Annotated in this window: 11 protein-coding genes; 4 read left to right on the top strand and 7 right to left on the bottom strand. The window is 61.8% G+C overall.

Annotated elements, in window-relative coordinates:
• Position 1: 1 nt before the first annotated feature.
• The 6 genes from ACXX81_RS12390 to gloB form a co-directional block, all read right to left on the bottom strand.
• A complete protein-coding gene (locus ACXX81_RS12390) occupies positions 2-1021 on the bottom strand; it encodes an ABC transporter permease (protein ID WP_003235508.1) in 1020 nt (339 codons plus the stop codon).
• 1 nt (position 1022) lies between these two features.
• Entirely contained in the window at positions 1023-2096 is a 1074-nt protein-coding gene (locus ACXX81_RS12385) for a microcin C ABC transporter permease YejB (RefSeq protein ID WP_209981197.1), read from the bottom strand.
• Entirely contained in the window at positions 2097-3935 is a 1839-nt protein-coding gene (locus ACXX81_RS12380; protein WP_209981199.1) for an extracellular solute-binding protein, read from the bottom strand.
• Positions 3932-5761: an extracellular solute-binding protein gene (locus ACXX81_RS12375; protein ID WP_209981203.1), complete on the bottom strand. Its 1830-nt coding sequence runs from the start codon at positions 5759-5761 to the stop codon at positions 3932-3934. The genes ACXX81_RS12380 and ACXX81_RS12375 overlap by 4 nt, the downstream gene beginning before the upstream one ends.
• Positions 5762-5971: 210 nt before the next feature.
• Positions 5972-7378: a transglycosylase SLT domain-containing protein gene (locus tag ACXX81_RS12370; RefSeq protein ID WP_231421801.1), complete on the bottom strand. Its 1407-nt coding sequence runs from the start codon at positions 7376-7378 to the stop codon at positions 5972-5974.
• Between the two features lie 98 nt (positions 7379-7476).
• The gene (gene gloB, locus ACXX81_RS12365) at positions 7477-8244 is read right to left on the bottom strand and encodes a hydroxyacylglutathione hydrolase (protein WP_209981208.1); all 768 of its coding nucleotides are present in this window, start codon (positions 8242-8244) and stop codon (positions 7477-7479) included.
• A gap of 65 nt (positions 8245-8309) precedes the next feature.
• Between gloB and ACXX81_RS12360 the strand changes: the two genes are divergently transcribed.
• The 4 genes from ACXX81_RS12360 (at position 8310) to ACXX81_RS12345 (ending at position 11229) form a co-directional block, all read left to right on the top strand.
• Positions 8310-9068 (top strand): class I SAM-dependent methyltransferase, encoded by a 759-nt coding sequence (locus tag ACXX81_RS12360; protein WP_209981210.1) that lies wholly within the window; start codon positions 8310-8312, stop codon positions 9066-9068.
• 33 nt (positions 9069-9101) lie between these two features.
• A complete protein-coding gene (gene rnhA / locus ACXX81_RS12355) occupies positions 9102-9554 on the top strand; it encodes a ribonuclease HI (protein ID WP_003207474.1) in 453 nt (150 codons plus the stop codon).
• 72 nt (positions 9555-9626) lie between these two features.
• Positions 9627-10367, top strand: a complete 741-nt coding sequence (gene dnaQ / locus ACXX81_RS12350; RefSeq protein ID WP_209990274.1) for a DNA polymerase III subunit epsilon — start codon at positions 9627-9629, stop codon at positions 10365-10367.
• Between the two features lie 283 nt (positions 10368-10650).
• Positions 10651-11229, top strand: a complete 579-nt coding sequence (locus ACXX81_RS12345; protein WP_209990277.1) for a GNAT family N-acetyltransferase — start codon at positions 10651-10653, stop codon at positions 11227-11229.
• Between the two features lie 31 nt (positions 11230-11260).
• Here the strand turns inward: ACXX81_RS12345 and ACXX81_RS12340 are convergent, their stop codons facing one another.
• Positions 11261-12178: a LysR substrate-binding domain-containing protein gene (locus tag ACXX81_RS12340; RefSeq protein WP_209981212.1), complete on the bottom strand. Its 918-nt coding sequence runs from the start codon at positions 12176-12178 to the stop codon at positions 11261-11263.
• Positions 12179-12240: the final 62 nt, after the last annotated feature.

The raw sequence follows: 12240 nt of genomic DNA, 5'->3' as shown, positions 1-12240 counted from the left end.
CTCATTTCCTCGGGTCGAAGGCATCGCGAGCGGACTCGCCGATAAACACCAGCAAACTCAGCATGATCGCCAGCACGGCAAAGGCACTGATGCCCAGCCACGGCGCCTGCAGGTTGGATTTGCCCTGGGCCACCAGTTCGCCCAGCGACGGAGAGCCGGCCGGCAGGCCGAAACCGAGGAAGTCCAGGGCGGTGAGGGTGCCGATGGCGCCGGTGAGGATGAAGGGCATGAAGGTCATGGTGGAGACCATGGCATTGGGCAGAATGTGGCGGAACATGATCGCGCCGTTCTGCATGCCCAGTGCCCGGGCTGCGCGCACGTATTCAAGGTTGCGCCCGCGCAGGAACTCGGCGCGCACCACGTCCACCAGGCTCATCCACGAGAACAGCAACATGATTCCCAGCAGCCACCAGAAGTTGGGCTGCACAAAACTGGCCAGGATGATCAGCAGATAAAGCACCGGCAAACCGGACCAGATTTCCAGAAAGCGCTGCCCGGCCAGATCCACCCAGCCGCCGTAGAAGCCCTGCAAGGCGCCGGCGATTACGCCGATGATCGAGCTGAGCACGGTCAACGTCAGCGCAAACAATACCGACACACGAAACCCGTAGATCACTCGCGCCAGCACATCGCGACCCTGGTCATCGGTGCCCAGCAGGTTGACGCTGGACGGTGGCGCGGGAGCTGGCACCTTAAGGTCGTAGTTGATGCTCTGGTAGCTGAACGGAATCGGCGCCCACAGGGTCCAGGCGTCCTTGGCCTTGAGCAGTTCGCGGATGTACGGGCTTTTGTAGTTGGCTTCCAGCGGGAATTCGCCGCCGAAGGTGGTCTCCGGGTAGCGCTTGAGCGCCGGGAAATACCAGTCGCCGTCGTAGTGCACGGCCAGTGGCTTGTCGTTGGCGATCAGCTCGGCGCCCAGGCTCAGGCCGAACAGGATCAGGAACAGCCACAGCGACCACCAGCCACGCTTGTTCGCCTTGAAACGCTCGAACCGGCGGCGATTGAGGGGGGACAGATTCATCTCAATGCTCCCGGCTGGCGAAGTCGATACGCGGATCGACCAGGGTGTAGGTGAGGTCGCCGATGAGTTTCACCACCAGCCCCAGCAGGGTGAAGATGAACAGCGTGCCGAACACCACCGGGTAATCGCGGTTGATCGCGGCTTCAAAACTCATCAGGCCCAGGCCGTCGAGGGAGAAGATCACTTCAACCAGCAGCGAACCGGTAAAGAAGATGCCGATGAACGCCGAGGGGAATCCGGCGATCACCAGCAGCATGGCGTTGCGGAACACGTGACCGTAGAGCACGCGGTGGTTGGTCAAGCCCTTGGCCTTGGCGGTGACCACGTATTGCTTGTTGATCTCGTCGAGAAAGCTGTTCTTGGTCAGCAGGGTCATGGTCGCGAAGTTGCCGATCACCAACGCCGTGACGGGCAGCGCCAGGTGCCAGAAGTAATCGAGGATCTTGCCGCTCACGCTCAGCTCGTCAAAGTTGTTGGAGGTGAGCCCGCGCAGGGGGAACCAGTCCAGGTAACTGCCGCCGGCAAACACTACGATCAGCAGGATGGCGAACAGGAACGCCGGGATCGCGTAGCCGACGATGATTGCCGAGCTGGTCCACACGTCGAAATGGCTGCCGTGCCGCGTGGCCTTGGCGATCCCCAGGGGAATCGACACCAGGTACATGATCAGCGTGCTCCATAACCCAAGGGAGATGGACACCGGCATCTTTTCCCTGATCAGGTCGATGACCTTGGCGTCACGAAAGAAGCTGTCGCCAAAATCCAGCCGGGCGTAGTTCTTGACCATGATCCACAAGCGTTCCGGCGCCGATTTATCGAAGCCGTACATTTTCTCGATTTCCTGAATCAGCGCGGGGTCCAGGCCCTGCGCGCCACGGTAGCTGGAGCCGGCCACGGCCACCTCGGCACCGCCGCCGGCGATGCGGCTGGTGGCGCCTTCAAAGCCTTCGAGCTTGGCGATCATCTGTTCCACCGGGCCACCGGGGGCGGCCTGAATGATGACGAAATTGATCAGCAGGATCCCGAACAGGGTGGGGATGATCAGCAACAGGCGGCGAACGATATAGGCCAGCATTCAATCGCCTCCCTTCGCCGGATCGGCGTCAGCTTGGGTGCCTGCGGCGGTTACCGGCGGCACATTGGGTTTGGCCCACCAGGTGGCGGTGCCGACGTCGTACAGCGGGGACACTTTCGGATGGCCGAGGTTGTTCCAGTAGGCCACGCGGAAGGTCTTGATGTGCCAGTTGGGAATCACGTAGTAGCCAAATTGCAGCACGCGGTCCAGGGCCTTGGCGTGGGCGATCAGGCTGGTGCGCGAGTCCGAATCGATCAGTTCCTCCACCAGTTGGTCGATGGCCGGGTCCTTGAGGCCGATGTAGTTGCGGCTGCCGGGCTTTTCGGCGCTGGTGGACTTCCAGAACTCGCGTTGTTCGTTACCCGGCGACGAGGATTGCGGGAAGCTGCCCACCACCATGTCGAAGTCCCGCGAGCGCAGGCGGGTGACGAACTGGGACACGTCGACCCGGCGAATCACCAGGTTGATGCCCAGGTCCGCCAGGTTGCGCTTGAACGGCAGCAGGATGCGTTCGAACTCGGTCTGGGCCAGCAGGAACTCGATGGTCACCGGTGTGCCGGTGGTGTCGACCATCTTGTCGTCAACGATCTTCCAGCCGGCCTGCTGCAGCAATTGGTAGGCCTCGCGCTGCTGGGCGCGGATCATGCCGCTGCCGTCGGTTCTGGACGGCTCGAAGGCCTGGGTGAATACCTCGGGCGGGATTTTGTCGCGCAGCGGTTCGAGAATGTTCAGTTCATCGGGGCCGGGCAGGCCGGTGGCGGCCATGTCGGAGTTTTCAAAATAGCTGCGGGTGCGGGTATAGGCGCCGTTGAACAGCTGTTTGTTGCTCCACTCGAAGTCCAGCAACAGGCTGATGGCCTTGCGCACGCGCACGTCCTGGAACATCGGCTTGCGGATATTGAACACAAAACCCTGCATGCCGGTGGGGTTGCCGTTGGGGATTTCTTCCTTGATCAGTCGGCCCTGGGTGACTGCCGGAACGTTGTAGGCATTCGCCCAGTTCTTGGCGCTGAACTCGGACCAGTAATCGAACTGCCCGGCCTTGAGCGCTTCGAGGGCCACGGTGGCATCACGGTAATAGTCGGTGATGCGGTTGTCGAAGTTGTACAGGCCCTTGTTGATCGGCAGGTCCTTGCCCCAGTAGTCCTTGACCCGTTCATAGCGCACGGACCGCCCGGCCTTCACTTCGGCCACTTGATAAGGGCCGCTGCCGAGGGGGAACTCGAGGTTGCCCTTGTTGAAGTCGCGGTTGGCCCACCAGTGCTTGGGCAGCACCGGCAGTTGGCCGAGGATCAGCGGCAGCTCGCGGTTGTTGGTGCGCTTGAACTTGAACAGCACGCGCAACGGGTCTTCGGCGATCACTTCGTCGACATCGGCATAGTAGGTGCGATAGAGCGGGGTGCCGTCCTTGATCAGGGTCTGGAAGCTGAAGACCACGTCGTCGGCGCGAATGGGGTGGCCATCGTGGAAGCGCGCCTCGGGGCGCAGGTAGAAGCGCACCCAGCTGTTGTCCGGGGCCTTTTCGATCTTGCCGGCCACCAGGCCGTATTCGGTGAAGGGCTCATCCAGACTCTGGGTAGCCAGGGTGTCGTAGATCAGGCCGATATTGTCGGCGGGCACGCCTTTGCTGATGAACGGGTTGAAGCTGTCGAAGCCGGTCAGGCTCGACTCGCGGAACGTGCCGCCCTTGGGCGCGTCCGGATTGACGTAATCGGTGTGCTTGAAGTCGGCTGGGTACTTGGGTGGCTCGTTGTACAGGGTCAGCGCATGCTGCGGCGCGGCCTGGGCGGCGCTGCACAGCAACAGGCTGCCCAGCAGAACGTTGCGCAAAGACATCATTGGGCTTTCTCCGAAGCTTTCAGCCACCACGCGCTCAGGCCCAGGCTGTAGGGCGGCGTGGTGACAAAGGCGAACCGGTTGCGGTAGGCCAGGCGATGATAGTTGAGGTACCAGTTGGGAATGCTGTAGTGCTGCCACAGCAGCACCCGGTCCAGGGCGCGGCCGGCGGCCAGTTGCTCTTCGCGGGTCTGGGCCGCGAGCAGTTGGTCCAGCAGGTGATCGACCACCGGGTTGGCAATGCCGGCGAAATTCTTGCTGCCCTTGATCGCGGCCTGGCTGGAGTGGAAGTACTGCCACTGTTCCAGGCCTGGGCTGAGGGTCTGGTTGAGGGTGATCAGGATCATGTCGAAGTCGAACTGGTCCAGGCGCTGCTTGTATTGTGCGCGGTCGACGGTGCGCAGGCGGGCATCGATGCCGATGCTGATCAGGTTCTCGACATAGGGCTGCAGGATGCGCTCCAGGTTCGGATTGACCAGCAGGATCTCGAAGCGCAGCGGTTGTCCGTCCTTGTTCAACAGGCGTTGGCCCGACAGTTTCCAGCCGGCCTCGCCGAGCAGGCCGAGGGCACGACGCAGGGTTTCGCGAGGGATGCCGCGCCCGTCGGTCTGCGGCAGGCTGAAGGCTTGGGTTAACAGGTTGGGCGGCAACTGGTCGCGGTAGGGCGAGAGCATCAGCCATTCATGGCCGACCGGTATGCCAGTGGCGGCGAACTCGCTGTTGGGGTAATAGCTGAGGGCGCGCTTATAGGCATTGCTGAACAGGGCGCGGTTGGTCCACTCGAAATCGAACATCAGCCCGAGCGCTTCGCGCACCTTGGTCTGGCTGAAGGTGGGCCGTCGGGTGTTCATGAACAGGCCCTGGCTCTGGGTGGGGATCTGGTGGGCGATCTGCGCCTTGATCACCTCGCCACGGTTGACCGCCGGGAAGTTGTAACCATTGGCCCAGTTCTTGGCCTGGTGCTCGATATAAATGTCGAACTCGCCGGCCTTGAATGCCTCGAACGCCACATCGCTGTCGCGGTAGAACTCCACTTCGACCTTGTTGTAGTTGTAAAAGCCCCGGTTGACCGGCAGGTCCTTACCCCAGTAGTCCTTGACCCGCTCGAACACCAGTTGCCGGCCCGGGGTGACCTTGCTGATGCGGTACGGGCCGCTGCCCAGGGGCGGCTCGAAGGTAGTGGCCTTGAAGTCGCGGTGCTTCCAGTAATGCTGGGGCAGCACCGGCAGTTCGCCCAGGCGCAGGATCAGCAACGGGTTGCCCGCGCGCTTGAACACGAAGCGGATGCGATGGCGGTTGAGAATGTCCACCCGCGCTACTTCCTGCAGGTTGGTGCGGTATTGCGGATGGCCTTCGGTGAGCAGGGTGCGATAGGAAAACGCGACGTCGTAGGCGGTGATCGGCTTGCCATCGTGAAAACGCGCTTGCGGGCGCAGGTTGAACACCACCCAGCTGCGGTCCTCGCTGTATTCCACCGACTGCGCAATCAGGCCGTAACTGGACGCAGGCTCGTCGCCGGACGGCGCGTACTGGCCGGTGCCGACCATCAGCGGCTCGTTCAACTCGTTAACGCCGTATTGCAGGAAGTTGGGCGTGGAAACCGGGCTTGAGCCCTTGAAGGTGTAGGGGTTGAGGGTATCGAAGGTGCCAAACGCCATCACCCGCAGGGTACCGCCTTTCGGCGCTGCAGGGTTTACCCAATCGAAATGGGTAAATTTGGCCGGGTACTTGAGCGTGCCGAACTGCGTGTAACCGTGGCTCTCGGTTATCGTCGCGTGCGCACCAAAGCTCAAGGCCAGACTTATTAGTAGAAGGAGGGGACGCTTCAAGTCAGAGATCCGATCCAGGCGGCTTGGGCTTTATGGTCGGTACAGTAACAGCTTGTTCCGGTTGGAAAAAGCCGGTTTAGATGATGGAGAACCAATGTGGGAGGGGGCTTGCTCCCGATGGCGGTGTGTCAGCCAGTACATGCGCTGGCTGAATCACTGCTGTCGGGAGCAAACCCCCTCCCACATTGGATTTTCAGTGTTGCCGAGGATTCAGCGCGGTGCCGAAACCACCAGCATCTGCCCCGGCTTCAGCGCCTGACCCGTGCGCGGGTTCCAGCGTTTGAGATGTTGCATCTCGACGTTGAAGCGCTTGGCGACGATAGACAGCGAGTCGCCTTTCTTGACCTTGTACTGCACCGGTTTTTTGGCACTGGCCACGGCGCGGCGTGTGTCCTGCATCACCAGGGTCTGGCCAACCTTGAGCGCCTGGCCATTGAGCTTGTTCCAGCGCTGCAGGTCATGCACGTCGACCTTGTTGGCCTTGGCGATCAGCGTGAGGTTGTCGCCGCTGCGCACCTTGTAGTTGCGGGTACGCCCGGCCACGCGTGCGGTCTCGACTTCGTCGAGTACCTGCTTTTTCGGGCGCATGGCCAGCAGTTCTTCGGGTTTCATCGTCGACAGCGTGCTGGTCAGCAGGTGCGCCTTGGAACTGGGGACGAGCAGATGCTGGGGGCCGTCGAGGGTGGTGCGTTGCTTGAGGGCCGGGTTGAGCTGGAACAGTTCGTCCTCGTCGATTTCCGCCAGCGCGGCGACCCGCGACAGGTCCATGCTCTGCTTGACCTCAACCACTTCGAAGTAGGGCGTGTTGGCAATCGGGTTCAGATTGACGCCATAGGCTTCAGGCGCCAGCACCACCTGGGACAGCGCCAGGAACTTGGGCACATAGTCGCGGGTTTCCTGGGGCAGGGGCAGGTTCCAGTAGTCAGTGGGCAGGCCGAGCTTTTCGTTACGCTCGATGGCGCGGCTTACCGTGCCTTCACCGGCGTTGTAGGCCGCCAGGGCCAGCAGCCAGTCGCCGTTGAACATGTCATGCAGGCGCGTCAGGTAATCCAGGGCGGCGGTGGTGGATGCGGTGATATCACGGCGGCCATCGTAGGCGCGGGTCTGGCGCAGATTGAAGTAACGCCCGGTGGAGGGAATGAACTGCCACAGGCCGACCGCATCGCTGCGCGAATAGGCCATCGGGTTGTAGGCGCTTTCAATCACTGGCAGCAGCGCCAGTTCCAGCGGCATGTTGCGCTCTTCGAGGCGTTCGACGATGTAATGAATGTAGAGACTGCCGCGTTCGCCGGCGTTTTCCAGAAAGGATGGATTGCTGGCGAACCACAGGCGCTGTTGCTCGATGCGCGGGTTGACGCCTGCGCTGTCCTGTAATTGAAAGCCCCGACGCATGCGTTCCCAGACATCCTGGGGCACTTCGGGGCTGGGCTTCTCTGAAAGCCAGATGGGTTTTTGCTTGATCTTGGCAGCAAGATTCGGTTTGGGTTGCACGGTGGATTGTGCAGCATATTGTGTGGATTGGCAGCCCGCCAGAGTTGCGGAAACGGCCACCGCCACGGCTTGAGCCAGGCGGGTCAATGCGTCTGAAGAGATGGATTTACGAATAGATGACGACATTGGCTGGAAGTAAGTTCCGGGCAAAAATGTCGGGCGATTCTAGAAAGCGCTTTGGTTCCGGTCAACCATTCAGAAATTACGTATCAGAATACGTAGGCTTAGAACGTATCTTTCCATGCCCTCAAGCTGGCAAACACCTCGGCCCCAGCCCGGTTGTCACGACCATCCCGTTCGTCCGCTTTTTGTTTAACGGATGTTTCAGAGGTGCGCAGGAAGGGGTTGGTGCGCTTTTCCAGAGCCAGGTTCGAGGGCAGCGTCATCTCGCCGCGAGCCCGCAATTGGCGGACGTTTTCCACTCGTTCGGCGATATCGGCGTTGTGCGGTTCCACCGCCTGGGCAAATTTCAGGTTGCTTTGTGTGTATTCGTGGGTGCAATACACCTGCGTGTCGTCGGGCAGGTCGGCCAGACGCTGCAACGAGGCGTACATCTGCTGAGGCGTGCCCTCGAACAGGCGGCCACAACCGGCGGCGAACAGGGTGTCGCCGCACAGCAGCACGCCCTGGTGATAAAACGCGATATGGCCGAGGGTGTGGCCGGGTACGCTGTAAACGTCAAAGTCCCAGCCCAGCACGCTGATGCGGTCGTTGTCGTGCAGGGCCACGTCCCGCGCCGGGATGTTCTCGCTGGCCGGGCCGTAGACCTTGGCGCCGGTCACGTCCTTGAGCTGCGCAACACCGCCCACATGGTCGTGGTGATGGTGGGTAACGAGGATGTCGCTGAGGGTCCACTGCGGGTTCTGCCCAAGCCAGGCCAGCACCGGCGCGGCATCGCCGGGGTCGACAGCGGCGCAGCGGCGGGTATGCGGGTCCTGTAATAACCAGATGTAGTTATCGGTGAAGGCGGGCAGGGCACTGATCTGTATCATTCTTCGATTCGCCAAGCTGAACACATTGGTGCATCTTAGAACGTCCAGGCGAGTAGGAGAATGCAATGACTGATAAAGCGTTCGCCCAGGCCGATCCTGAGTGGCTCGCGCTGATCGGCGCAGCCCGCGAATGGCTGTCCGGGCCCATCGGGCAATTTTTGCTGGAGGAGGAGCGGCGCATGCTCGAAGACGAGCTGGGCCGGTTCTTTGGCGGCTACCTGGTGCATTACGGCCCATCGGCCCAGACCCCGCCCGCCGCGCCGCAGGTGCAGCGCAATGTGCGCCTGGGGGCCCCGTTGCCCGGTGTGGAGATTGTCTGCGAGGAACAGGCCTGGCCGTTGAGCGAGCACGCCGCTGATGTGGTGGTGTTGCAGCATGGCCTGGATTTCTGCCTGTCGCCCCACGGCCTGTTGCGTGAAGCGGCGAGCAGCGTGCGCCCCGGTGGCCATTTGCTGATTATCGGCATCAACCCCTGGAGCACCTGGGGCCTGCGTCATGTGTTCGCCCAGGACGGCCTGCGCCAGGCACGCTGCATCGCGCCTTCACGGGTGGGGGACTGGCTGAACCTGCTGGGCTTCGCGCTGGAGAAACGCCGCTTCGGGTGCTATCGTCCGCCGCTTGCCTCGACCCGGTGGCAGGGCCGTCTGGCCGGCTGGGAACGTCGCGCGGGGACCTGGCAATTGGCCGGTGGCGGCTTCTATCTATTGGTGGCGCGCAAGATCGTGGTCGGCCTGCGTCCGGTGCGTCAGGTGGCCCGCCAGCCCATGGGCAAGCTGGTGCCGATGCCGATGGCCAAGGTCAATCGCAAGCAAAGCGAACCGTAAACCCCTCTTTATTGATTCAAGACCGAGCAAACGATGACCGATACCGTAGAACTTTTCACCGATGGCGCCTGCAAGGGCAACCCTGGCCCTGGCGGCTGGGGCGCATTGCTGGTGTGCAAGGGCGTGGAGAAGGAACTGTGGGGCGGCGAAGCCAACACCACCAACAACCGCATGGAGCTGATGGGCGCGATTCGCGGCCTCGAGGAACTCAAGCGGCGCTGCGACGTGCTGCTGGTGACCGACTCGCAATACGTGATGAAGGGCATCAACGAGTGGATGGTCAACTGGAAGAAGCGCGGCTGGAAGACGGCGGCCAAGGAGCCGGTCAAGAACGCCGACCTGTGGCAACTGCTCGACGAGCAATGCAATCGCCACAACATCACCTGGAAATGGGTGCGCGGGCATATCGGCCATCCAGGCAATGAGCGCGCTGACCAACTGGCCAACCGTGGCGTGGATGAGGTGCGCGGCTACAAGCAGAGCTGAGGCCGGCTGCCGTGTTAACATCGCGCCTTCTACACACTCCACCACACCGTTGAGAGCTGAACCCTGATGGCCATCCGATCTGTTGTACTCGATACCGAAACCACCGGCATGCCGGTGACCGACGGCCACCGGATCATCGAAATCGGCTGTGTCGAACTGATGGGTCGTCGCCTCACCGGGCGGCACTTCCACGTGTACCTGCAACCGGACCGGGAAAGTGACGAAGGCGCGATTGGCGTCCACGGCATCACCGACGAATTCCTCAAGGGCAAGCCGCGTTTCGCCGAGGTGGCCGACGAGTTCTTCGAGTTCATCAACGGCGCGCAGTTGATCATCCACAACGCGGCGTTCGACATCGGCTTTATCAATAACGAGTTCGCCCTGATGGGGCAGACGGACCGTGCGGATATTTCCCGGCACTGTTCGATCCTCGATACCCTGATGATGGCCCGTGAGCGTCACCCGGGCCAGCGCAACAGCCTCGATGCGTTGTGCAAGCGTTATGGCGTCGACAACTCCAACCGTGAACTGCACGGCGCCTTGCTCGACTCCGAGATTCTCGCCGACGTCTACCTGACCATGACCGGCGGGCAGACCAGCCTCTCCCTGGCCGGTAACGCGTCCGACGGCAGCGGTTCGGCGGAAGGCTCGGGCAACCGCCCTTCGGAAATCCGCCGCCTGCCGGCCGATCGCACACCCACACCGATCATCCGCGCCAGTGAGCAGGATTTGGCCGAGCATGTGGCGCGGCTGGAGGCGATTGCCAAGTCTGCGGGTGCGCCGGCGCTGTGGACTCAACTGACTCAACAATGACTCGGATTCAAATGCGATCGACCGTGTGGGAGGGAATAGGTCTCCTCCCACGGTTGATCGCCTTGAACCGTGAAATCTTCATTCGCCACATCCGCTTCCGGCTTCTACCCTTGTGGCAGGAAGTGTTTGTGTTTCGCCGCGCCCTGGCCAAACGCTGCGCGCTGCGAAGTGGAGGCGGTGTCGATGGATGCCGATCTGCATGGGTTCAACATGAGGATGACGGCAGTGGTCGTTGTTACACCGTAGATGGCATCAAGGGTTGAGGAACGTTATGCAAGCTGTCATGAACCCGAAGTATCCAGGGCTCAGTGTGCGGGTCGCCGATGCAGGCTTTGATGCCTATGTGTGGGGCAACGATTTCAGCTTTGAGGTCAGTGCCTATGGCGTGCCGGAGATGGGCAAGCGCGTTGATCAATGGCAGGTGGAGCGTATCCTGCCGTACCGCAAGTGTTATGGCATCGACCCCGAGGAGTTCGCCAGTTTTCGCGATGCGCCCGACAGTGCGATCTTTATGGCCTACCTGGATGATTGCCCGGTGGGGCATATCGTGGTCAGCACCAATTGGAACGGGTTTGCCCATGTCGACGAACTGGCGGTGATCCTGCCGGCACGGCGTCACGGCGTGGCCAAGGCGTTGCTGGATGTGGCGCAGTTCTGGAGCCGCAAGAAAAACCTGCCGGGCATGATGCTCGAAACCCAGAACAACAACCTCGGCGCGTGCCGGTTGTATGAGCGCTGCGGCTATGTGATGGGGGGTATCGACCACCTGCGCTATCGCGGCATCGACCCGCAAACCCGCGAAGTGGCGATTTTCTGGTATCGGTTATTCAAGTCCGAGACGGTGCTGAAAGCGCAGTCATGAACCGATCCAGCGCTGGGGCCTGGAGAGCCTGTTACGCGACAGGCGTATGGGGCGAAGTGCCCGCCAGCAGAGCCTCGGCCTTGTGCGCAACGATCTCCAGCAGCGCGTTCAGCGCGGGCGTGGGTTCGACGTTCTTCGACATCAATGCGTAAAGGACCACCGGGATGGGCGGCGACAGCGGGCAGGCATCCAGTCCGGCCTCCTGCGCGCCGGCTGCCGTGAACGGGTCGACAATCGCCAGGCCTTCGCCGGCCTCCACCATGCTGCGCATCATCTGGTAAGTCTGCACCCGCGTCTGCACCACCGGCAGCGGGCGCAGGGCTTGCAGTTTGGCGTCCAGCAGACGACTCAAGGGGTCGTGCCCTTCAAGCCCGATCAGCGACTGCCCGGCCAGGTCCTGCAGTGCGATGTACTTTTGCCGTGGCTTGAGCCAGCCTCGGGGGGCGAGTACTTGCAGTTTGCCCTGGGCTACTTGGGTACTCCGGATCTGCGGATGTTCCGGATCATGCAGGCTCAGCCCCACCTGCGCTTCGTGAAGCAACAGGCTCCTGACGATCTCGCGCGTCGGCTGGCTCGACAGGCTGCACGGCGTGTCCTGAAAGCGGCGACGCAATGCGGCAATGCTTTGCGGTAGCAGTTGATTGGCCAGGGGCGGGGTGCAGAGGGCGTGCAGGGTGGGCGCGTGGTGATGTTTCAAGCGGCTGGCCAGGCGTTGCACCGGCTCCAGCGCTTCGTACAGGTGGGCAATGTGCGCCTGTAATTCGAGGGTCTCGCGCGTCGCCTGCAGGCGCCCGCGCACGCTGGCAAACAGCATGAAGCCCAGTTGTTGCTCGGCATCCTTGAGCGAGGCTTGTACATCGCCCACGGGGAGTTGCAGCCACTCGGCGGCCGTGCCGAGGTGCCCGGTCTGCAGGATGGCTTGAATGACTTCGATATGACGTAAACGCATGGCCGGAGTCTATGTGCAGCGCCGTGGGTATTCAATGGCGCAGGCCATTGTGCGCAAAAAAG

It is taken from the genome of Pseudomonas sp. GNP013, from assembly GCF_054343995.1.
The sequence above is the reverse complement of the archived record's forward strand: the minus strand, read 5'-3'. Positions and strand labels throughout refer to the sequence as shown.

What these genes read in the sequence shown, in the direction of transcription:
- rnhA (WP_003207474.1), top strand. Translation starts at nt 9,102, where the DNA reads ATGACCGATACCGTAGAACTTTTCACCGATGGCGCCTGCAAGGGCAAC.
- gloB (WP_209981208.1), bottom strand. Translation starts at nt 8,244, where the DNA reads ATGATACAGATCAGTGCCCTGCCCGCCTTCACCGATAACTACATCTGG.
- ACXX81_RS12380 (WP_209981199.1), bottom strand. Translation starts at nt 3,935, where the DNA reads ATGATGTCTTTGCGCAACGTTCTGCTGGGCAGCCTGTTGCTGTGCAGC.
- ACXX81_RS12360 (WP_209981210.1), top strand. Translation starts at nt 8,310, where the DNA reads ATGACTGATAAAGCGTTCGCCCAGGCCGATCCTGAGTGGCTCGCGCTG.
- ACXX81_RS12385 (WP_209981197.1), bottom strand. Translation starts at nt 2,096, where the DNA reads ATGCTGGCCTATATCGTTCGCCGCCTGTTGCTGATCATCCCCACCCTG.
- ACXX81_RS12340 (WP_209981212.1), bottom strand. Translation starts at nt 12,178, where the DNA reads ATGCGTTTACGTCATATCGAAGTCATTCAAGCCATCCTGCAGACCGGG.
- ACXX81_RS12370 (WP_231421801.1), bottom strand. Translation starts at nt 7,378, where the DNA reads ATGTCGTCATCTATTCGTAAATCCATCTCTTCAGACGCATTGACCCGC.
- ACXX81_RS12345 (WP_209990277.1), top strand. Translation starts at nt 10,651, where the DNA reads ATGAACCCGAAGTATCCAGGGCTCAGTGTGCGGGTCGCCGATGCAGGC.
- ACXX81_RS12390 (WP_003235508.1), bottom strand. Translation starts at nt 1,021, where the DNA reads ATGAATCTGTCCCCCCTCAATCGCCGCCGGTTCGAGCGTTTCAAGGCG.